Source organism: Arenibaculum pallidiluteum (genome assembly GCF_017355985.1).
In the GTDB taxonomy this organism is placed as follows: Bacteria; Pseudomonadota; Alphaproteobacteria; order Azospirillales; family Azospirillaceae; genus Arenibaculum; species Arenibaculum pallidiluteum.
Map to the genome: position 1 here is coordinate 465,623 of NZ_JAFIQU010000003.1, position 20,541 is coordinate 486,163.

The 20,541-nt window shown below is 69.9% G+C and carries 24 protein-coding genes and 1 tRNA gene; 13 read left to right on the plus strand and 12 right to left on the minus strand.

Features of this window, described 5'->3' with window-relative positions; translation table 11 throughout:
* Position 1: 1 nt before the first annotated feature.
* Positions 2 to 1,330 carry an HlyD family type I secretion periplasmic adaptor subunit gene (locus JUB13_RS09345; protein WP_207478522.1) on the plus strand — a complete coding sequence of 443 codons (1,329 nt, stop codon included), beginning with the start codon at positions 2 to 4 and terminating at the stop codon, positions 1,328 to 1,330.
* 58 nt (positions 1,331 to 1,388) lie between these two features.
* Here JUB13_RS09345 and JUB13_RS09350 read toward each other — a convergent pair whose 3' ends face one another.
* From JUB13_RS09350 to JUB13_RS09390, 9 genes are all read right to left on the minus strand, one after another.
* The gene (locus tag JUB13_RS09350) at positions 1,389 to 1,751 is read right to left on the minus strand and encodes a response regulator (protein ID WP_236024856.1); all 363 of its coding nucleotides are present in this window, start codon (positions 1,749 to 1,751) and stop codon (positions 1,389 to 1,391) included.
* Positions 1,752 to 2,082: 331 nt separating this feature from the next.
* Positions 2,083 to 2,967 carry a CopD family protein gene (locus tag JUB13_RS09355; protein WP_207478524.1) on the minus strand — a complete coding sequence of 295 codons (885 nt, stop codon included), beginning with the start codon at positions 2,965 to 2,967 and terminating at the stop codon, positions 2,083 to 2,085.
* Positions 2,968 to 2,971: 4 nt separating this feature from the next.
* Entirely contained in the window at positions 2,972 to 3,220 is a 249-nt protein-coding gene (locus JUB13_RS09360) for a hypothetical protein (protein WP_207478525.1), read from the minus strand.
* Positions 3,221 to 3,300: 80 nt separating this feature from the next.
* Positions 3,301 to 4,185: an RNA polymerase sigma factor RpoH gene (gene rpoH, locus JUB13_RS09365; RefSeq protein ID WP_207478526.1), complete on the minus strand. Its 885-nt coding sequence runs from the start codon at positions 4,183 to 4,185 to the stop codon at positions 3,301 to 3,303.
* A 350-nt stretch (positions 4,186 to 4,535) separates the two neighbouring features.
* Positions 4,536 to 4,727: a hypothetical protein gene (locus JUB13_RS09370; RefSeq protein WP_207478527.1), complete on the minus strand. Its 192-nt coding sequence runs from the start codon at positions 4,725 to 4,727 to the stop codon at positions 4,536 to 4,538.
* 142 nt (positions 4,728 to 4,869) lie between these two features.
* Positions 4,870 to 5,322, minus strand: coding sequence for a hypothetical protein (locus JUB13_RS09375; RefSeq protein ID WP_207478528.1), 453 nt, complete (start codon positions 5,320 to 5,322; stop codon positions 4,870 to 4,872).
* A gap of 44 nt (positions 5,323 to 5,366) precedes the next feature.
* Positions 5,367 to 5,456, minus strand: a tRNA-Ser gene (locus tag JUB13_RS09380).
* 64 nt (positions 5,457 to 5,520) lie between these two features.
* Positions 5,521 to 6,018 carry a tetratricopeptide repeat protein gene (locus JUB13_RS09385; RefSeq protein ID WP_207478529.1) on the minus strand — a complete coding sequence of 166 codons (498 nt, stop codon included), beginning with the start codon at positions 6,016 to 6,018 and terminating at the stop codon, positions 5,521 to 5,523.
* Positions 6,019 to 6,187: 169 nt separating this feature from the next.
* A complete protein-coding gene (locus JUB13_RS09390) occupies positions 6,188 to 6,739 on the minus strand; it encodes an ATP-dependent Clp protease proteolytic subunit (protein WP_207478530.1) in 552 nt (183 codons plus the stop codon).
* Between the two features lie 139 nt (positions 6,740 to 6,878).
* Here JUB13_RS09390 and JUB13_RS09395 point away from each other — a divergent pair, with 139 nt between their 5' ends.
* A complete protein-coding gene (locus JUB13_RS09395) occupies positions 6,879 to 8,273 on the plus strand; it encodes a BON domain-containing protein (RefSeq protein WP_236024832.1) in 1,395 nt (464 codons plus the stop codon).
* Between the two features lie 46 nt (positions 8,274 to 8,319).
* Here the strand turns inward: JUB13_RS09395 and JUB13_RS09400 are convergent, their stop codons facing one another.
* The 3 genes from JUB13_RS09400 to erpA form a co-directional block, all read right to left on the minus strand.
* Positions 8,320 to 8,895: a hypothetical protein gene (locus tag JUB13_RS09400; protein ID WP_207478531.1), complete on the minus strand. Its 576-nt coding sequence runs from the start codon at positions 8,893 to 8,895 to the stop codon at positions 8,320 to 8,322.
* A 75-nt stretch (positions 8,896 to 8,970) separates the two neighbouring features.
* The gene (locus JUB13_RS09405) at positions 8,971 to 9,744 is read right to left on the minus strand and encodes an exodeoxyribonuclease III (protein ID WP_207478532.1); all 774 of its coding nucleotides are present in this window, start codon (positions 9,742 to 9,744) and stop codon (positions 8,971 to 8,973) included.
* A 58-nt stretch (positions 9,745 to 9,802) separates the two neighbouring features.
* The gene (gene erpA, locus JUB13_RS09410) at positions 9,803 to 10,174 is read right to left on the minus strand and encodes an iron-sulfur cluster insertion protein ErpA (protein WP_207478533.1); all 372 of its coding nucleotides are present in this window, start codon (positions 10,172 to 10,174) and stop codon (positions 9,803 to 9,805) included.
* Between the two features lie 120 nt (positions 10,175 to 10,294).
* Between erpA and JUB13_RS09415 the strand changes: the two genes are divergently transcribed.
* The 11 genes from JUB13_RS09415 (at position 10,295) to tatC (ending at position 20,418) form a co-directional block, all read left to right on the plus strand.
* Positions 10,295 to 11,506 carry a deoxyguanosinetriphosphate triphosphohydrolase gene (locus tag JUB13_RS09415; RefSeq protein ID WP_207478534.1) on the plus strand — a complete coding sequence of 404 codons (1,212 nt, stop codon included), beginning with the start codon at positions 10,295 to 10,297 and terminating at the stop codon, positions 11,504 to 11,506.
* On the plus strand, positions 11,506 to 13,263 hold the full coding sequence (argS, locus tag JUB13_RS09420; protein WP_207478535.1) for an arginine--tRNA ligase: 1,758 nt from the start codon (positions 11,506 to 11,508) through the stop codon (positions 13,261 to 13,263). The genes JUB13_RS09415 and argS overlap by 1 nt, the downstream gene beginning before the upstream one ends.
* Positions 13,260 to 14,141: an SPOR domain-containing protein gene (locus tag JUB13_RS09425; RefSeq protein ID WP_207478536.1), complete on the plus strand. Its 882-nt coding sequence runs from the start codon at positions 13,260 to 13,262 to the stop codon at positions 14,139 to 14,141. The genes argS and JUB13_RS09425 overlap by 4 nt, the downstream gene beginning before the upstream one ends.
* Before the next feature lies 1 nt (position 14,142).
* Complete coding sequence (gene nagZ, locus JUB13_RS09430; RefSeq protein WP_207478537.1) at positions 14,143 to 15,171, plus strand: beta-N-acetylhexosaminidase; 1,029 nt, start codon at positions 14,143 to 14,145, stop codon at positions 15,169 to 15,171.
* Positions 15,172 to 15,176: 5 nt separating this feature from the next.
* Positions 15,177 to 15,860, plus strand: coding sequence for a site-2 protease family protein (locus tag JUB13_RS09435; RefSeq protein WP_328702899.1), 684 nt, complete (start codon positions 15,177 to 15,179; stop codon positions 15,858 to 15,860).
* Between the two features lie 2 nt (positions 15,861 to 15,862).
* Entirely contained in the window at positions 15,863 to 16,657 is a 795-nt protein-coding gene (locus tag JUB13_RS09440; RefSeq protein WP_207478539.1) for a segregation and condensation protein A, read from the plus strand.
* Positions 16,658 to 16,661: 4 nt separating this feature from the next.
* Positions 16,662 to 17,309, plus strand: coding sequence for an SMC-Scp complex subunit ScpB (scpB, locus tag JUB13_RS09445; protein ID WP_207478540.1), 648 nt, complete (start codon positions 16,662 to 16,664; stop codon positions 17,307 to 17,309).
* Between the two features lie 117 nt (positions 17,310 to 17,426).
* On the plus strand, positions 17,427 to 18,692 hold the full coding sequence (locus JUB13_RS09450; RefSeq protein ID WP_207478541.1) for an ABC transporter ATP-binding protein: 1,266 nt from the start codon (positions 17,427 to 17,429) through the stop codon (positions 18,690 to 18,692).
* Positions 18,693 to 18,793: 101 nt separating this feature from the next.
* On the plus strand, positions 18,794 to 19,072 hold the full coding sequence (gene tatA / locus JUB13_RS09455; RefSeq protein ID WP_207478542.1) for a twin-arginine translocase TatA/TatE family subunit: 279 nt from the start codon (positions 18,794 to 18,796) through the stop codon (positions 19,070 to 19,072).
* A gap of 25 nt (positions 19,073 to 19,097) precedes the next feature.
* The gene (gene tatB / locus JUB13_RS09460; protein ID WP_207478543.1) at positions 19,098 to 19,619 is read left to right on the plus strand and encodes a Sec-independent protein translocase protein TatB; all 522 of its coding nucleotides are present in this window, start codon (positions 19,098 to 19,100) and stop codon (positions 19,617 to 19,619) included.
* Between the two features lie 4 nt (positions 19,620 to 19,623).
* Positions 19,624 to 20,418 carry a twin-arginine translocase subunit TatC gene (tatC, locus tag JUB13_RS09465; RefSeq protein ID WP_407928105.1) on the plus strand — a complete coding sequence of 265 codons (795 nt, stop codon included), beginning with the start codon at positions 19,624 to 19,626 and terminating at the stop codon, positions 20,416 to 20,418.
* The last annotated feature ends 123 nt before the right edge of the window (positions 20,419 to 20,541 follow it).

The window sequence follows — 20,541 nt, forward strand, 5'->3', positions numbered from 1 at the left end:
GATGATGAAGACCGTGAGCGGGTCGCCCGACGTCCCGACGATGCCGAAGCTGTCCCTAAAGGGGCTGCTTCTCGGCGGCGGCATGGTGCTGGTCGCCGGCTTCGGCAGCATGGGCGCCTGGGCCGCGCTCGCGCCGCTACACAGTGCCGTGATAGCGCCCGGCGTCCTCGTTCCCGAGACCGGCCGCAAGACCGTCCGGCACGCCGAGGGCGGTACCATCAGCCAGCTTCTCGTGAAGGAAGGCGACAGGATCCGCGCGGGCGACGTGCTGGTCCGGCTCGATGCCACCGAGGCCGCGGCGCGACTCGACATCCTGACAGCGGAATGGCTGACGCAGCTCGCGCTTTCGGCGCGGCTCGAGGCCGAGGTCGTCGACAGGGACGACATCGCCTGGCCCGACGAGCTGTCCGGCTATCGCGAGGATCCCAAGGTCGCACGCCTGATCACGAACCAGGGCGAGCTGTTCCACGTGCGCCGCGTCCAGCTCCGCCAGGAGATCGAGATCCTCCAGGAGCGGGTCCTGCACCTGGAGTCCGAGGCCGTGAACCTGACCGAGCAGCGCCGCTTCACCGGTGCCGAGCTCGGACTGCTCCGCGAGGAGCTGGGGGGCACCCGGCGGCTGCTTGAGAACGGCAACGCCACCCGGAACAAGATGCTGGAGCTCCAGAAGGAGGAGGCGCGGCTGCAGAGCCGCGACCGCGAACTGGCAGCCCGCATCTCGCAGTCGCGCCAGCAGGCAGCAGAAGCGCGCAGCGAGATCGCCCAGAGGCGCGACGAGCGGCGCGAGAAGTCGCTCACCGAGCTGACCACCGCGCGCGCCGAGATCTCGAAGCTGGTCGAGCAGCGCCGCGATGCGGCGAACCGCCTCGCCACGCGGGAGATCAAGGCGCCGGAGGACGGGCTGGTCGTCGGGCTGCGCCACCTCTCAGCGGGCGTCGTCATCGCTCCCAACGAGGCGATCTTCGACGTCGTCCCCGGCGAGCAGGCTCTGATCGTCGAGGCGCGCGTGCGCCCCCAGGATATCGAGGCCGTCCATCCCGGCATGGACACGAAGCTGACCCTTTCGGCCTACGATACGCGGATCATCGGCACGCTGCCGGGCAGGGTTGAGCACGTCTCGGCCGACCGCCTGATCGACCAGGCCACGCAGCAGCCCTACTACAATGTCCGCGTCAGCCTCGTCGGGGCGACGCCGCACGAGGTCGGGTCCCTGCGGATCATCCCGGGCATGCCGGTCGAGGCTCAGATTCTGGTCTCGCCGCGGACGCCGCTGGACTACCTGATCTCGCCCATTGTGACCTCTTATAACCGGGCCTTCGTGCAGAAGTGACCCGCGGGTCCCCTCCGCCGCGGTGGAGGGGACCCCACATGGCGGCGGGGGATCCGGCTCAGGCGCCGCCGAGACGGCGGAAGGCGAGGTCCAGCACGGTGCGGAGCTGGCTGGCGGAATAGGGCTTCTGCACGAAGCCCAGCGGGTAGGTGTCGTGAACCCGCGCCATGGTGTGATGGTCTGTGTAGGCCGACAGGTAGACCGAGCGGATGCCGAACTCGCTGCGCAGCCGGCGGGCGGTGTCGATACCGTCGACGGAACCCTTGAGGCGGATATCCATCAGGGCCAGCGCGGGCCGGGTCGCCTCCGCCAAGCGGACCGCCTCGGGCTCCGAGGCCGCGACGCCGGTCACCTCGTATCCGAGCTCCGTCAGCGTGACGCGGACCGCAAGCCCGACCAGCGCATCGTCCTCGACCACCATCACGCGAGGCCGGCTCCGCGATCCGGCATTCTGCGCCGTCTCCGTCATCGGTGCGGGGCCGGCAGACGAGAGGCGATGTGGCGGAATCTCTTCATGGGCCGATCGATATTCGTCGGTGATACAAACATTACGTTTATGAAATGAGTGGCCCAATGCCTTTGGTTGGGCTGGGTGGGTGGAGGTAAACGCTTTATTACCGCCGCGCAAGCCTGAATCGGCTCGACCGGCGCGGCACCATCGCGCGACACGGCATCGGCGCAGGGGCCTCGATCCCGCCTGGCGGGGGAGCGGGCCCGCGCGATGCCCCTGCGACGGGTGGTATGATTCCTTTTCAGGGTGCCAGCACGGGTGCGATGTCGAGCGCCAGGCTGACGAGGACGAGCGAGAATCCGAGCGCCGCCTGGGTCAGAACCGCGCCGCGCAGGGCCGCGGCGGCACCGGGGCGGTGCGCCATCAAGAGCGGCCAGAGATGGGCCGTGCGCAGCGCTGCCAGACCCAGTAGGCCCAGCGCGAGGACGAGCTTGAGGATCCACGCCCGGCCGTAGCCCGTGCCGAGCAGCGCCTCGGGCTCGGCGAGTGCGACGGGGCTCAGCGCGAGACCCGAGACGAAGAGCAGGGTCCAGGCGCCCATGGCCGTCTTCAGAAAGCGTCGCACGAGGGTTGCGGCCGCCTCGTCACTCTGCGTCGTGAGCGCGACCGTTAGCGGCCAGAGACCGCCGAGCCACAGGGCCGCGCCATAGCCGTGCAGGACGATGGCGGTGGTGCTGATCCAGCGCGGATCCGCATAGGCGGCGACGCTGTCGGCCGCCATGGATGCCACGGCGATCAGCGCGCCCGCCACCGTGCCGACGGCCGAGAGGCCGCGCCCGAGCCCGGCGACCCCGAGGGCGAGCGGGCCGAGCCCCAGCAGCAGCAGCGACACCGCGAGGCCACGATCGCTGGCGAAGCCGGTCCACCAGGATTCCGTCTCGAACAGTCCGTCGATCCCGCGGCCGCGCAGGATCGCGCCGTGGGGGCCCAGGTCGAGCACGGCGAGGCTCCCCGCGGCGGCGGCCACCGCCAGAAGCCCGGGACGGATTCGCTGCGCGAGGTCGGGCATGTCCCGCGTCTTCAGCGTCAGGAACAGGGCGCCGCCCGCCGCCACGAACATCGCGAGCACATAGAGGACGCGCACCGTCGCGGCCAGGGCGGGAAGAGCAGGAAGGGTCAGGTCCATGTTTTCAGGCGTCCTCGTCGCCGGTCCAGTCCGGCTCCGGGGGATTTACCAGAATTTCGAGCGTGTTGGCGATCACGACGGCGTCTTCGAGCCCGAGCGCGAAGGCGAGGCGGATGGCCGAGACCACATAGACGGGATCGTCGAGTGGGCCCTCGGCCACAGCGGCCAGGAAGGCCCCCGCAGGATCCTCCGCGGTCGCCAGCGCCGCGCCGACGCGTCCCGCCAGACATTCCGCCGCATCAGGCAGGCTCATGCTCCCTTACCCGCGCCCCGCAGATGTGGTGGCGCGGATGGTAACGGCCCGGAGCCACCGGTGGAACGGGCGCGGCGCCGTCAGGCGTGGATCGGCTGGCGGGTGCGCAGGGATTGGGCGGCGACGAGCACGGATCGGCGCAGCTTCTCGAAGGCGCGCACCTCGATCTGCCGGATCCGCTCGCGCGAGACCGCGTACTGGCTGCTGAGTTCCTCGAGGGTCGAGGGCTCGTCCTTCAGGCGGCGCTCCGCCAGAATGTGGCGCTCACGCGGGTTCAGCGTCCGCATGGCGCGGTCGAGGAGCTGCCGGCGCAGGCGCATCTCTCCGGCCTCGACCACCACGGCCTCCTGGGTCGGGCGGTCGTCCGCCAGCATCTCCAGCCAGTCGCTCTCGCCTTCCTCGCCGACCGTGACGTTCAGCGAGCTGTCGACGGCCGCGAGGCGCCGGTTCATCTCCCGGACCTCGGCTTCCGAGACGTCGAGCTCGCGCGCGATGGTGGCGAGCGCATCCGGCGGCAGGTCGCCCTGCTCGAGCGCCTGCATTCGGCCCTTGATGCGGCGAAGGTTGAAGAAGAGCTTCTTCTGAGCCGCGGTGGTTCCGATCTTCACCAGCGACCAGTTGTGGAGGATGTATTCCTGCACCGCCGCCCGGACCCACCACATGGCATAGGTGGCGAAGCGGAAACCCTTGGCCGGTTCGAATTTCTCGGCAGCCTGCATCAGGCCCACGTTTCCTTCAGCGATCAGGTCGGAGAGCGGCAGTCCATAGCCGGAAAAGCCGCGGGCGATCTTGATCACCAGGCGCAGATGGCTGCCGACGAGGAGGCGCAGGGCGGCCGCGTCGCGGCGCTCCCGCCACGCCGTCGCATAGGCCTGCTCGTCCTCGACGGACAGCATCGGGAAGCCGTTGGCCTCCTGAACGTAACGGTTGAGCCCGGTGTCCTGGGCGGTCGCGGAATTCACCATGCTCTCGCTTCCCCCTCCTCGGCACTACGGGGTCCGGACGGTTGAGGCCGGTCCCACCTAGATCCTCGAACTGATCATGGAGGCCGCTTCGCCTGTCGCGGCGCTCCTGCGGCCCCGCCGCCGACATGCCCGGGGCAGTGCTCCCGGCGACGGGAACCTGTTCAGGACGCTCGGCGCTCGGGGGCGGGATCCCCGCCCGGCGGAAGGGCAGGTCAGCGCCCGCCGCCGTCGGTCCTCCCTCCGGACGCACCGCGGATCGGACGGGGCGGCCGGGTCATGGAACGGGTCAACAAGTCTCTTCCCGAAGCATCACGCCGGCATTCCCGGCCGGTGTGTGGGGAAGCGCGGGTTCACCGTGGGACGAGGCCCGCGGCGGACGGGTCGAAGGCGGACGGCGCCACGGCTTCGTGCTCGCGCTCGACGGCATCGCGGAAGGCTTGGCGCACCCATTCGGGCCGCCGGTGCCATTCCACGCCTGCCCGATCGGAGGCCTGATAGCGGCGCATCGCGAGTTCTTCGCGGCGCTTGGGATCGAGGTGCATCGAGGATCCTTGCGCTGTTGGGGCCATATTGGTTGCCAACATCGCGAGTGCGTGCACGTTCCGGGAGGCAGGACCTGAAATTTATCCTTCCGCGCGGAGGTCAAGGGCGACTCCGAGTCACCCCCACGCAGGGCCGCCACGCTCAATGAGGGGCAGGTGCCTCCAGCCGGTCCACTGCGCGCATGATCCCCTGCGCGAGGCGCAGGATCGCCGGCGACGCGATGAAGAGCTCGACCAGCGCGGCGCCCTCGCCGAAACGCAGGACGAAGCCGTTGGGGTTGAAGACGATCGCGGCCTTGGCGGCGTCGCTCAGCACGTGCTGCGTGCGGCCCTGATAGACGGCTTCGACCATCGCGCGGGCAAGGTCCCGGGCCTCGTCCAGGCCGAACCGGGCGAACTCCGGATCCGTGTGGCTCTCGTTGAAGCCGAAGATCGCTGACAAGCGAACCGTTCGGTCGCCATGGGCCGACACCACGACCTGGGACACGTACTTGCCCGCGGGGAACAGGAAGGTCCGGTCGTCCGTCTCGACCGCGACCTTGTAGAGCTCGGCAACGGGCGAGACCTGCGAAAAGGCGCGATGCACGGAACTCATGGCGGGCGGCCGTCATAGAAGGAGCGGAGCCGTGTGCGACCGCATGGCGGATGGGGTGGGATTCGAACCCACGGTACCCTTGCGAGTACGCCAGTTTTCAAGACTGGAGCCTTAAACCACTCGGCCACCCATCCGGCGCGGGCGTCCAGCGATTACAGGATGGGTGACGGCGCGGTCAAGCCGCGCGAGGGTGGGCGATCAGCCCTCCGGCCAGCCGAACAGGGACGACACGGCGCGATGCCCGACGGTGTCGGAAGGGTCCAGCTCCTCGAGACGCTCCAGCATGGCTCCTGCCTCGGCATAGGCGCCGCGGCGCAGCCGGATCTCGGCCAGCGCCTTCAGCATCACGAGCGCGAACTGGGAGATCGGTCGCGCGGCTGCGCCGATGTCGGCAACCGATAGGTCGCGCCAGTCCGCGGACAGCCCGGCGGTCCGCTCCGCTGCGGCAAGGCCTATCCAAGCGACGCGCTCGGCCTCGGCCAGTTCTCCCTGGCGTTGATAGAAGCGGCACAGCTCGAAGAGCGGCGCCGGCACGCCCGGACCGAGCCGGTGCGCATCCCACAGCAGCGCTTCGCAACGGGCATAGTCCCTGTCCAGCCAGGCCTCCAGCGCCCAGGACAGCCGATCGTCCACATGGGGCGGGACGGGGCCGAACCCGTCGCGCGTCTCGAAGGAGGGAATTCGCGTCGCCGCCATTGACCGTGCCTGTGAGCGTGCCTGCCGTCCGGTGCCGAAGAGCGAACGGACGGGAAGGCCGCCGGGATCACGGCCGCGCCCGGCTTAATTCCACAAGCTGGCCCGTCCGGCCGGTCCCTTCCCATAGGGCGGGGGCGTCCAGCCGAACGGAGGAGCTAGGATCGGCGCCTCATGGCCACTCGGCCGCATAAAGCTCCGTGCCGTAGCGTAGCTTCGGGTCGCAGATCTCCTGCACGATCCCCGCGTCGAGCGCGGCCCGCGCGTCCAGGATCACGGGCTCGCGCATGAAATGCAGGCGTTCCAGGCGCTCCTCGTCAAGGGCGGTATGGCTGCGGAAGACCTGCTTCATGCGGCTGCGCGCGCTTTCCAGAAGCAGGGCCTGCTCGCCGAGGGTCGTGGCCGCGACGGTCTGCGGCTCGCCGTAGGTCCAGCTCATGTCGTGGAACAGGAAGACCGCCTGCTCGGCCGTGCGCCGGACCTGTCCCGCAAGGAAGACCAGCGTCGCCATGGACCCGACCATCCCCGTGTTGTGAATGGTCAGGCGCAACGGCAGCGCCTTCAGGAAATGATAAAGGTCGAAGGCCACGTCGATTGAGCCGCCGGCGCTGCCGAAAAGCAGGGTCAGCTCGGCCGCCTGCTTGTTCACGGCGTTGCAGCAGGCGGCCTTCAGGGGCTTCACCGCCGCCGGGGTCATCGGTCCGCAGAAGGAGATCGCGAGCATGGGCCACCGGATCGTTCTGGATACGCAATAAACTCGTTCTCAATCGTTGAGGGATCGTGAAGCCGGAACCGGCCCATACGGGTCCTGTTGCTGGGATGCCGCCGTAAGACGGCTCACCACGAAACGGAGGATTCCGACCATGGCCGACTACCAGGATCGGCGCCGCGGACGCTACCGGGTCTACGACGAGGACCAGGATTTCGGGCGTGAGGGGCGCAGCACGGGAATGGGCTACGGCAGCCGTGACGAAGGCTATCGCGGCCAGGGATATGGACAGGGCTATGGAGGCCGCCGGGATGAGACCGGCGACTATCAGCGCGGCTTCTACGGCGGCGAATATTCCGGCGGCGCCGGCGGCCAGTACCGGCCGCAACGCGGTGAGGACGACGGTCGTCGCGGCCGCTTCGGCGGCCAGGGCTATGGCGACAGCCCGGGCTATGAGAACCGCGGCTACGGCTCGGCCAACGTCTATGGCGAGGATCGCGGGTATTCCAGCGGTCGCGGTTACGGCGCAGATCGCGGCTATGGTGGCGAGCGCGGCCATGGTGGCGGGCGCGGCTACGGCGAGAACCGGGGCTATGGCGAAAGCCGGGCCTCCGGCGAGGGCCGCGGCTATGGTGAGGGGCAGGGCTACGGCTATGAGGGTGGCAGCGACCGTCGCGGCTATGCCTCGGAGGAGCGGTCGAACTACGGCAATCGCGAATGGGGCGGGCCCTATTACGGGCAGCCGATCCGCGGCAGCCAGTCCGAGACCGGCTATGCGGGCCGCTACGGCGCCGAGCGGGGCCGCAGGGGCGAAGGTGGTCGCGGCGACGACCGCGGCTTCTTCGAGCGGGCAGGCGACGAGATCGCCTCCTGGTTCGGCGACGACGATGCCGAGCGCCGCCGCCGCCGCGACGCCGAGGCGGGTGACTCCGGCGCGCAGCATCACCGGGGCCGTGGTCCGCGGGGCTACACCCGTTCGGACGACAGGATCCGCGAGGATGTCAGCGACCGCCTGACCGACGACTCGCTGGTCGATGCCACGGATATCGACGTGACGGTCTCGGGCAGCGAAGTCACGCTGAGCGGTACCGTCGATAACCGCAACGCCAAGCGGCGCGCGGAGGACATCGCCGAGGCGGTCTCGGGCGTGCGGCACGTCCAGAACAACCTCCGGGTTCGCCAGCAGGGTTCCGGCGGATTCTCCGGGACCATGGGCATGATGGAGGGCCGGGGCACCGCCGGCGCGACCGGCGGGATGGGCATGACCGGCGGGCTGCGCGACGCTGGCGGGACCGGCTCTTCCTCCAGCGGACAATCCGGAACGGCAACCGGCTCGACGGGCGCATCCGGCGCACTGGGGACCGGGACCGGCAGCACCGGAAGTGGGCTCGGCGGGACAGGAACCGGGAGCCTGGGATCCGGTCTGGGGACCGGCCTGGGAGCCGGTAGCGCCAGCGGCACGACCGGTACGACCGGCACGTCCGCGGCGACGACAGGCGGTGCCGGCGCGGGGGCCACGGCCGCCTCCGGGCGCTCCGACAGCTACTGACAGCTGTGCCCCGGGACCGCAGCGCGGTCCCGGGGCCTGCAGTGGCTCAGGGAACCGGTAGCGCCTTCCTGGCGCGGCGCGAGAAGTCCGGCAGGGGCGGGACGCGTTCCATCACCGCGGCGATGTCGCTCACGGCAGCCTCCAGCAGGACCGGAAGCGCCGGATCGATGCCGCCTGCATCGTCCTGCGCCAGAAGGCGGGCGCGAGTCTCGGCCAGAAGGGCGATCTCGTTCTCGAAGGCCTCGCGCGCGCCCAGCGGGATCGCCGGCGCTTGGGCGAGCCGGCCGAAAAACCGGCTGGCGGTGCGCACCAGCAGGGTCAGCATGAGTTGGTCGAGACGCGAGAACTCCTCGCGCAACCGATCCGCCCTTTCCCCGTCTAGCGCAGCAAGCCGCATCTCGATGAGCGATACCAGTGCGCGGCAATCATCATATTTTTGCCGGAAGCGCCGGTAGCCGCCGAGGGGATGGCGCTGGCGCCCGGAGGTCGCGCGCCCGGCCAAGCCGACCGCCTCCGCGGCCAAGCGTTCCAGTGCCCTGACCAGCTCGGTCGCAGAGCGGCGGTCCTCCTGCACCTTCTTCCCGTCGTCCAGGAAGTGTGCGGCCGTGTAGCGATCAACCATCGCGCGAGTGTAGGACGGCGGCGGAGAGGTGCAAGGGGCGTTGCGGGCAGGAGCCGGACGGGCGCTATTCGCGGTTCAGTCGAGCAGGTCGAGGATGACCGGGGTGTGGTCGGACGCCTTCTCCTCGCCCCTAGGGGCGCGGTCGATGCGACAGTCCTGCAGCCGGTCGGCCGCCTGCGGGCTCAGCAGGAAATGGTCGATCCTCAGCCCGAGGTCGCGGGGCCAGGCGCCCGCCTGATAGTCCCAGAAGGTGAAGGCGCGCTGCTGATCGGGGTTCACGGCCCGGAACGCGTCGGTGTAGCCGAGGTTGACGATCGTACGGAAGGCGCGCCGGGTTTCGATGCGGAAAAGGGCGTCCTCGGCCCACTGCTGCGGTGCGTAGACGTCGCGCGGCTCGGGAATCACGTTGTAGTCGCCGCCGAGAACGACTGGCACAGCGAGGTTCAGCAGCGACTGCGCATGGGCGCGCAGACGCTCCATCCATCGCAGCTTGTAGGGATACTTCTCGGTGCCCACGGGATTTCCGTTGGGCAGGTAGATGGAGGCTAGGCGGACGCCGCGGACCGTCGCCTCGATGTAGCGGGCCTGGGGGTCGTCGGGATCGCCCGGCAGCCCCTCTCGCAGGTCCTCGATGGGTGCCGTCGAGAGAATCGCGACGCCGTTGTAGCTCTTCTGCCCGAGGACCGCGGCATTATAGCCGAGATCGGCGAAGGCGGCCGCCGGGAAGGCGGCGGTCTCGCACTTGATCTCCTGAAGCAGCAGCACGTCGGGCCGCGCCGCGGCGAGCCAGCCCGTCACGTTCGGCAGGCGCGCCTTGACGGAGTTCACGTTCCAGGTTGCGATCTTCATGGCAGGGCCGGGCCGCGGTTGATCCAGTGCTCCTGGATAGCGCGCCGCGCCCCGCCCATCAAATCGCGAAGCTGGATCCGCAGCCGCAGGAGGACGTCGCGTTCGGGTTGCGGATCTGGAACGCGGCGCCCATGAGGTCCTCGACGAAGTCGACCTCCGACCCGGCCAGCAGGTCCAGCGAAACCTCATCGACGACCAGCTTCACGCCGTCACGCTCGAAGACGGCGTCGTCCTCGTTCACCGCGCGGTCAAAGCCGAAGCCGTACTGGAAGCCCGAGCAGCCACCGCCGGAAACGGTGATCCTCAGCATCAGGGCCGGGTCACCCTCCGCCGCGCGAAGGGCGGCAACCCGCCGCGCAGCCGATTCCGTCAGCGCAACCGCGCGCGCGCCGTCCGTAGGGGCCTCGTCCCGAAGCGCCTGTTCGGCCATGATTCGCTCCTGTCGCACCGAGTGTGGATCATTCCCTGCAAATGTAGGGTCTCGGAGCCGATCCGCAAACAGGTGGATCCAGTTGAAATCGGCCCGATTGTCTCGGTACTGTCCGGGTCCATGACCACGGACCCGCCCGCAGCGCACTGGACCGCGAGCCTCGCTCCCTATGCGTGCCGGGCCGGGCTCAGCCGCGGGCGGCTCTTCCCCGAGCCGGAGAGCGCCACGCGCTCGCCATATCAGCGGGACCGGGACCGGATCATCCATTCCGGCGCGTTCCGGAAGCTCAAGTACAAGACTCAGGTCTTCGTCTACCACGAGGGCGACTACTACCGGACGCGGCTGACCCACAGCCTGGAGGTCGCCCAGATCGCCCGGTCGATCTCGCGCAACCTCGGCCTGGACGAGGACCTGGCCGAGGCGGTGGCGCTCGCCCACGACCTCGGCCACACCTGCTTCGGGCATGCCGGAGAGGACGCGCTGGACCTGTGCATGCAGCCCTATGGCGGATTCTCGCACAATGACCAGACACTGCGCGTCCTGACGCGGCTGGAGCGCCGCTATGCGGAGTTCGACGGGCTGAACCTGACATGGGAGACGCTCGAGGGAGTCGTGAAGCACAATGGCCCGGTCTTGCCCGAGCAGCCCGGCCGGCCGCTGCCGAGCACCATCGCAGCGTTCCGCGACGTCTGGGACCTGGAACTCGACACCTGGCCCTCGGCAGAGGCCCAGGTCGCTGCGCTGGCGGACGATATCGCCTACAACAATCATGACGTCGATGACGGCCTGCGGGCCGGGCTCTTCGATCTCGCCGATCTCGAGGAGCTGCCGTTGGTCGGGGCGATCACCCGCGACGTCTGCGCGCGCTATCCCCATCTCGACCGCGGCCGCCTGATTCACGAGACGGTCCGGCGCATGATCGACGCGATGGTGACGGACCTGCTGACGGAAAGCCGGCGACGCCTCGCCACCCTCGGGCCCGGGGATCCCGCCGCCGTGCGCCGGTCCGGCGGGCCGGTGATCGCCTTCAGCGAGACGATGCGCGACCATGATCGGGTCTTGCGCGCCTTCCTGAAAACCCGCATGTACCGGCACTATAAGGTCAACCGGGTCATGAGCAAGTCGCGCCGGGTCGTGCGCGACCTGTTCGAGCTCTTCCTCTCGGAACCCGAATGCCTGCCCGGCGAATGGCAGGCCGAGATGGCGGAGCAGGGGGGCGTCACCGACATGACTCTGCGCGCCCGGCTCGTCGCCGACTATATTGCCGGCATGACCGACCGCTTCGCCCTGGCCGAGCACCGGCGCCTGTTCGACATGGATTCCAAGGTCTGATGAATCTGTTCCACGATTTCGCCGCCGATCTCCGCGGCATCCTCGACGCCCTGGTTGCCGAGGGAGCCCTGCCGGCCGGCCTCGACTTCGCGCGGGTGGCGGTGGAGCCCCCGCGGGAGGCCGCCCATGGCGACCTCTCCACCAACGCGGCGATGGTGCTCGCCAAGCCCGCGGGCCAGAAGCCGCGCGACCTCGCCGAGGCGATCGCCGGCCGCCTGCGGGCGCTGCCGCAGGTGACCGCGGTCGAGGTGGCGGGCCCTGGCTTCGTGAACCTGCGGCTCAGCGACGAATCCTGGCGCGAGCGGCTGCGCCCGATCCTCCAGCAGGGAACCGTCTACGGCTCCGGCCGGTCGGGCGCCGGACGCGGCGTGAACGTCGAGTACGTCTCAGCGAACCCGACGGGTCCCCTGCATGCCGCCCATGCCCGCGGCGCAGTGGTCGGCGACGCCTTGGCCAACCTGCTGGAGAAGGCGGGATACAGCGTCACACGCGAGTATTACATCAACGACGCCGGCGCGCAGGTCGAGGTGCTGGCCCGCTCGGCCTACCTGCGCTACCGCGAGGCCCTCGGGGAGGATGTCGGGACCATCCCCCCTGGGCTCTATCCCGGCGAGTACCTGCGCGACGTGGGCGAGGCGCTGGCGGCGCGCGACGGACGCCGCTGGGCCGATGCGCCGGAGTCCGAGTGGCTGCCGGCGGTGCGAGACTTCGCCATCGACGAGATCATGAAGGGTATCCGCGAGGACCTGAAGGCGCTGGGCGTGGGCGAGCAGGTCTTCTCGTCCGAGCGCGCGTTGGTCCGCAGCGGGGCCGTGGACGCGGCGCTGAACGCGCTGGAGGGGCAGGGGCTGATCTACACCGGCGTGCTGGAGCCGCCCAAGGGCAAGAAGCCCGAGGAGTGGGAGCCCCGGCCGCAGACGCTGTTCAAGGCGACCGAGTTCGGCGACGACGTGGACCGGCCGCTGAAGAAGTCGGACGGCTCCTACACCTACTTCGCCAACGACATCGCCTACCATTACGACAAGTTCCGGCGCGGCGCGCCGCTGCTGATCGACGTGCTGGGGGCGGACCACGGCGGCTACGTGAAGCGCATGCAGGCCGCTACCCGGGCGGTCTCGGGCGGGCAGGGCTCGCTCGAGGTGCTGCTGTGCCAGCTCGTCCACCTGATGGACAAGGGCCAGCCGGTTAAGATGAGCAAGCGCGCCGGTACCTTCGTGACGCTGCGCGACGTGCTCGACGCGGTCGGCCGCGACGTCGTCCGCTTCATCATGCTGACGCGGCGTTCCGACCAGACGCTCGAATTCGACTACGCCAAGGTCACCGAGCAGTCCAAGGACAACCCGGTCTTCTACGTGCAGTACGCCCATGCGCGTTGCTGTTCGGTGCTGCGCCACGCCGCCGAGGCGGATCCGGGCGCCGACCTGTCGGGTCCCGCCCTGGCGGATGCGCCGCTGCATCGGCTGGCCGAGCCCGAGGTGCTCGAGATCGTGAAGCTGATGGCCAACTGGCCCCGCATCGTCGAGAGCGCGGCCGAAAGCCGGGAGCCGCACCGCATCGCATTCTATCTCTACGACCTGGCGGCCGCTTTCCACGGGCTATGGAACAAGGGGAAGGACGACGCGACGCTGCGATTCCTGATCGAGGGCGACACCGAGCTGACGCGCGCCCGCCTCGCGCTCGTAAAGGCCGTCGCCACGGTGATCGCGTCCGGCCTTGGCGTCATGGGCGTGGTCCCGGTCGAGGAGATGCGCGGATGAGCCTGTTCGCAAGCCGCCCGGGCGCGGAGGACGGGTCCGATCCGGGATATGGCGGGGACCGCGATCCCCGCTGGCAGCCCCGCGGCCGATCGGGTCCGCGCCGGCTGGTGGTGCTCGCCGGAGGCGGCGCGCTGCTCGCGACCCTTTCTGCGGTGGCCTGGTACGCCGCGGGATCCGGCGGGCGGTCCGATGGGCCGCCGCCCCTGATCCAGGCGAGCACCGCGCCCACCAAGATCCGGCCTGACCAGCCGGGCGGCATGGAGGTGCCGCACCAGGACAAGCTGGTCTATGAGCGGCTTCACCCGGGCCGCGCCGGAACCGGAAAGATCGAGCGCCTGCTCCCGGGCCCCGAGGAGCCCATGCCGAAGCCGGAGCCGGCACCCGCGCCGGAGCCGGCCGCGTCGCCGTCGGCCCCTCCGCTTGCCCCGGACGAGCCGGAGCCGTCCCCGGCGATCTCGGTCGCGGCCGAAGGTCCGGTGGTCGCCCCGCCGATCGCGAAGATCCAGCCCGCGCCGGCGGCCCCGATGGAGCATGCGCCCCCGGCCGCGGCGGTGTCGACCGCACCGCCCGTCGCCCGGCTGCCGCAGGTCGCGACGCTACCGCCCGCGGCCGCCCCTGCGGCCCCGGCGCGGGGCGGGATACGACTCCAGATCGCCTCCGTGCCGAGCGCCGAGACCGCGAAATCCGAGCTGAGCCGGCTGCAGCGCCGCTTCCCGTCGGAGCTGGGATCGTTGCCCGCCACCATCACCCGTGCCGATCTCGGCGCCAAGGGCACCTACTACCGCGTCCAGCTCGGACCGGTGGACGAGGCCCGCGCCTCCGCGGTCTGCACAGCCCTGAAGGCCCAGAACGTGGGCTGCCTCCTGGTACGACCCTGACGTGACCCGATCAAAACCTGCCGCAGCCGTCTTCGGCTGCTCCGGCTTGGCGCTGTCCGACGAGGAACGCGCCTTCTTCCGGGACGCCGATCCCTTCGGCTTCATCCTGTTCCGGCGCAACTGCGGCGACCCCGAGCAGGTCCGGCGCCTTGTCGACGACATGCGCGCCAGCGTCGACCGTCCGGACGCTCCCGTGATGATCGACCAGGAGGGAGGGCGCGTCGCTCGGCTGCGGCCGCCGCACTGGCCGGCCCACCCACCACTGCGCCGCATCGGGGACATCGCGCTCGGCGACCCGGAAGCAGCGGCCGAGGCCGCCTGGATCAACGGGCGGCTGATCGGCCACATGCTCCACGAGCTCGGCATCACCATCGATTGCGCGCCGGTCTGCGACGTGCCCGTGCAGGGCGCGCACGACGTGATCGGCGACCGCGCGTTCTGCGACGACCCGGAGATGGTCGGGGCGCTCGCGCGGGTGAGCTGCCTCGGCTTCCTCGATGCCGGGGTCCTGCCCGTGGTCAAGCACCTGCCGGGTCACGGACGCGCCTTCGCCGACAGCCATCTCGAGCTGCCCGTGGTCGAGGCCGACCGGGTCGAACTCGCGCGCACCGACTTCGTCCCGTTCACCGTTCTGGCCGACATGCCCATCGGCATGGTCGCCCATGTCGTCTACACCGCCATCGATTCCGAACGCCCGGCGAGCGTCTCTCCGACGGTGATCGGCGAGACGATCCGGGGTGCGCTTAGTTTCGGGGGCCTGCTGCTGTCCGACGACATGTCGATGCAGGCGCTGGCCGGGGACATGGCCGCGCGGACGCGGGCACTGCTGGACGCAGGCTGCGATGTCGCCGTGCACTGCAACGGCGACATGGCCGAGATGCGGGCCGTCGCAGGCGCGGTCCGGCCCATGGACGACGCCGGCTGGGCTCGCTGGATCGCGGCGCATGAGCGGCTGCGCGTGCCGAGCCCCATTGATCCGAAGGCGCTGCGCGCGCGCATGGACGAGCTGCTGGGCGGGGCCGACGCATGATGGACATGTCCATCGAACAGTTCCTGTTCGAGCTGTCCTTCATCGCCCCCGCGGTGATCGTCGCCATCACGCTTCACGAGGCAGCCCACGGCTGGGCCGCTTGGAAGCTCGGCGACGACACGGCGCGGATGCTGGGCCGCGTGAGCTTCAACCCCATCCGGCACGTCGACCCGTTCGGGACCATTATCCTCCCCGGCATGCTCGCCCTGGCCGGCGGCGCGCTGTTCGGCTGGGCGAAGCCCGTGCCCGTTGCGTTCCACCGGCTGCGGAATCCGCGTTTCGGCATGATGCTGGTGGCGCTGGCGGGGCCCGGCGTGAACATCCTGCTGGCGCTCGCCTCGGCCTTCCTGATCCACCTCGCCATCCTGCTCCCGGAGTTCGTCGGCGCATGGCTCGAGCGGGTGCTGGTGGTATCCGTCCAGGTGAACGTGCTCCTGGCGGTCTTCAACATGATCCCGCTGCCGCCGCTCGACGGCGGGCGTGTCGTCGCCGGGCTGCTGCCGCCGAGGCTCGCGCAGGTCTATGGCCGCATCGAGCCCTACGGCATCCTGATCCTTCTCGGCGCGCTGTTCCTGCTGCCTTTCCTGGCGAGCCGGCTCGGCTATAGCTTCAATCTCTTCGGGACGCTGCTGGGCCCCCCGATCCGCGCGATCCAGCAAGCGATCTTCGGCCTGGCGGGCCTGGCGTGATCATGTGCGCGCCCCCGACCGCGCCCTTCGAGGAGGATCCGCCCCGCGACGCTCCCGCGGCGGAGGACGGCGCGCTGGTGCTCTCGCTGGACGGCTACGAGGGGCCGATCGACCTGCTGCTGGCGCTTGCGCGCGACCAGAAGGTCGACTTGACGCGCCTGTCGATCCTGCAGCTCGCCGACCAGTACCTGGCTTTCGTTGCCGCGGCCAGGCGGGTGCGGCTGGAACTGGCCGCGGACTACCTCGTGATGGCTGCCTGGCTTGCCTATCTGAAGTCCCGCCTGTTGCTGCCCGAGCCCGAGAGCCAGGAGCCCTCGGGCGAGGAGATGGCCGAGGCGCTGGCGTTCCAGCTGCGGCGGCTCGAAGCCATGCAGCAGGCCGGAGCCCGGCTGCTGGCGCGCCCACAGCTCGGACGCGACGTCCATCCGCGTGGGGCGCCCGAGGGAATCCGGGTGGTCGCGACTTCCGTCTACGACCTCTCGCTCTACGATCTGCTGAAGGCCTATGCCGACCACAAGCGGCGCCAGGAGTTCGGGACGTGGCGGCCGCCGCCGCTCCAGCTCTTCTCGCTGGAGGAGGCGCTTGAACGGCTTTCGGGGCTCCTGGGGCGGATGCCGGACTGGTCCACCCTGGCGAGCTTCATGCCCGCCGGCATCACGGACGGGCTGACCGGCCGCTCGGCCCTTGCCTCGACCTTCCTCGCAAGCCTCCAGCTCGCCAAGGAAGGGGCGCTGGAGCTGCGCCAGGACGGGGCATTCGCCCCCATTTACCTGCGGCGCGCGCGGGCGATGGAATGAGGTCATGACCGGCCTTTCGCCCGATCTCGATCCCCGAAACCAGAAGCTGCGGCTGCTCGAGGCGCTGCTCTTCGCGGCGGTGGAGCCTCTGGACCAGCGAACGCTGGCGGCACGCATGGGCGATGAGGCGGATCTCGGCGCACTGCTTGACGAACTCCGCGAGATCTACCGGTTCCGGGGCGTCAACCTCGTTTGCACCGGCGGGCGCTGGTGGTTCCGCACGGCACCCGACCTTGCGGACAAGCTGCGGGTCGACACCGAGGTCACGCGCCGGCTTTCGCGGGCAGCGGTGGAGACGCTGTCGATCATCGCCTATCAGCACGCGAAGGGCGACCCTGTCACCCGCGCCGAGATCGAGAGCATCCGGGGCGTCGCGACGAGCAAGGGGACGCTCGACCTGCTGATGGAGGCGGGATGGGTGCGGCCGGGCAAGCGCAAGGAGACGCCGGGCCGACCCCTGACATGGCTGACGACCGACGGGTTCCTCGACCATTTCGGTCTAGAATCGCTCCGGGACCTGCCCGGGGTGGACGAGCTGAAGGCCGCCGGACTCCTGGATTCGCGGCCCGTTCTGGCGAGCGTTCCCGGCGGCGGCGACGCGCTTCCAGAATCCGCCAGCGCGGACGAGGACGCAGACGGTCCGGAGGAATAGGCGCAGCCAGGATCCCGGCGCGGCACTGGAGCGCAGGCGCTGCGGTTAAGAACCGTTTGCAAACCTTGCCCGCGGACGCCTAACTAGCGCGATGCGAACCGCGCAGCCGATACGGCCATGACGAGCTCGACCTTCGACGACGGCAGGAACCATCCGGGCCATGGGCTTCGCGAGCGCGCCGGAAGGTGGCTGCGCAGCCGCAGCGTCCGGCGCCACGGCCTTGCGGCCGAGGCTGCGCAGCCTCGCCCCATCCATGCACCCCCACCCGTCGCGCTGGACGCTCTTGGCCCCCTTCCGCGGAGCGCCGCCACCCCGGCCGAGGCGCTGGCGTTGGAGCGCGTGTTCCACCGGTATGGCGGGGTCGAGGCCGTGGGCGGCGTCAGCCTGTCGGTCGCCGCGGGCGAGATCCTCTGCCTCGTCGGGCCGTCCGGGTGCGGAAAGTCGACGCTGTTGCGTCTGGCGGCGGGGCTGGAACGGGTGCAGCGCGGCGTTGTGCGGATCGGCGGCCGGGTGGTCGCGGACGAAGCCGGCTCGCTCGCGCCCGAGCGGCGCGGAGTCGGGCTCGTGTTCCAGGACTACGCGCTTTTCCCCCATCTCACGGTGATCGAGAACGTGCGGTTCGGGCTGACCGGGCTGCCGGCGGCGCGCCAGCAGCAGCGCGCCGTCGAGGCGCTGCGCCAGGTTGGCATGGAAGGGCACGCGGACGTGTACCCGCACGCGCTCTCGGGCGGACAGCAGCAGCGCGTCGCGCTGGCCCGCGCGCTCGCCCCGAATCCGGCGGTCCTGCTTCTCGACGAGCCGTTCTCCGGCCTGGATGCCCGGCTGCGCGAGCAGGTCCGCGACGAGACGCTGCACGTCCTGAAGCGGAACGGCGCGGCGACGCTGCTGGTCACCCACGATCCGGAGGAGGCCATGTTCCTGGCCGACCGGATCGCCCTCATGAACCGCGGCCGGTTGGTGCAGGTCGGAACTCCGGTGGAGCTCTACACCCGACCGGCCGAGGCCTTCGCCGCGCGCTTCTTCGGCGAGGTCAACGAGATCGCCGGCACCGTCCGGGACGGCCGGGTGGCGACGCCAGTGGGCGCCGTGCCGGCCCGTCATCTCGGGGACGGGGAGGCGGCCCGGATCATGATCAGGCCCGAGGCGCTGCGGCTCGGCGCGGTCGAGCCGGGCGCCGCGATGCCCGTTCTCGCGCGGGTCGAGGCGGCGCGCCTGCTGGGACGCACCAGCCTCGTCCACCTGTCGGTGCCGGACGGCCGGGGTGGGACGCTGCACCTGCATTCGCGCATGCCTGGGCAGTACCTGCCCGCCGAGGGAACGCACGTCGCGGTCGCGCTCGACCCTGCCCAGGCCTTCGCATTTCCGATGGCCAGCCCCATTTGAGGGGAAGAAAGGCGGCGGGCCGGGTGCTGCGTTGCGGGGTATATGGCTTTCTGCCATTATCCCGGCCCGACAGCATCGACCGGCCAAGACGGAGTCCATTCATGAGTATCGGTATCTGGCAGGTCATCCTGATCCTTGCGGTCGTCCTGATAATTTTCGGCGCTGGAAAGCTGCCGAACGTGATGGGCGACCTCGCCAAGGGCATGAAGAACTTCAAGGCCGGGCTGAAGGACGAGGACGAGCCCGCTGCCAAGCCCAAAGTCATCGAGCACGAGGCGCCGGCCACGGCCAGCACCGTCGCCCCTGCGTCGCCGGCCGCCGGAACGGTCGCGGTGGGCGGCACCCAGCCCGCCAAGGACGAGACGGTCAAGTCTTCCTGACCGCCCGGCGCCTGGACGAATCCCCATGCTCGATATCGGCTGGTCCGAACTCGCGCTCATCGCCGTCGTGGCGCTCGTGGTCATCGGGCCCAAGGACCTGCCTCAGGTCCTGAAGACTGTTGGGCTGTGGGTGCGCAAGGCGCGCATGCTGACGCGCGAGTTCCAGGGCCATATCGACGACATGATCCGCGAGGCGGAGTTGGAGGACGTCCGGAAGAAGGCGCTCGAACTCAAGGACATGAACCTGGCGCGGCAGGTCGAGAACACCATCGACCCGACCGGCAGCCTGCGGACCGCCTTCGAGATGGATCCTGCGAAGCCGGCCACCGCGCCCGCGCCCGCGGCAGCCGAGCCGGCCACCGCTTCGCTCGAGACCGCTTCCATCGAGAAGCCGGCCGCGCTCCCCGGCGCCGTAAGCGCCGCTTCGGCGAGCTCGGCGCCCGCGTCGGTCGAGCCATCCCCCATCCACACGGCGCCTGCCCCGCCGTCGGCCGCCCATCCGCCGGCCGCCGCGCCGGCCTCGGCCGAGACCGACAAGAACGCGTGATATCGTGAGCGACCAGGAGAGCCTCGACGATTCGAAAATGCCGCTGCTCGACCATCTGATCGAGCTGCGCAACCGCCTGATGTATTCGGTCGGTGCCGTCCTGGCGGCGTTCCTGGTCTGCTATTACTTCTCGGCGGACATCTACGGGTTCCTGGTCCGGCCGTTGGCCAACCTGCTGCCCGGCGAAGGGCGCCGGATGATCTACACGGGGCTGACGGAGGCCTTCTTCACCTATGTGAAGGTGGCCTTTTGGGCGGCGTGCTTCGTGTCCTTCCCGGTAATCGCGATCCAGCTCTGGAAGTTCGTGGCGCCCGGCCTGTACCGCCACGAGAAGCAGGCCTTCCTGCCTTTCCTCGTGGCGACGCCGGTCCTGTTTTTCCTCGGGGGCGCGCTCGTCTACTACTTCATCTTCCCGCTCGCCTGGCAGTTCTTCCTGGGCTTCGAGAAGGCAGCCCTGCCGGGCAGCGACACGCTGCCCATCCAGTTCGAGGCCCGTGTCAGCGAGTACCTCTCGCTGGTCATGACGCTGATCTTCGCCTTCGGAATCGCCTTCCAGCTCCCGGTGCTGCTGACGCTCCTGGTCCGCGCGGGGCTCGTCAGCGCGGCCCAGCTCGCCTCGAAGCGGCGCTACGCCATCGTGGTCATCCTGATCTTCGCGGCGATCATGACGCCGCCGGACATCATCAGCCAGATCGGCCTGGCGATCCCGCTCTACCTGCTGTTCGAGATTTCCATCTTCATCGCCCGCCGGATCGAGAGGAAGCGCGAGTCCAGCGCCGCTGCCGCGAACGCCGGCTGAGGGCCGGCGCGTAGCGCGGGAGCAACAGGGCGTGGCGTAACGGCATCGAGGCGGCCGGCGCCCCTGGACCCTCGACTCGGCCCGGCCTATAACGGCGTCCCACTCCAGCGCACGCTTCGGACG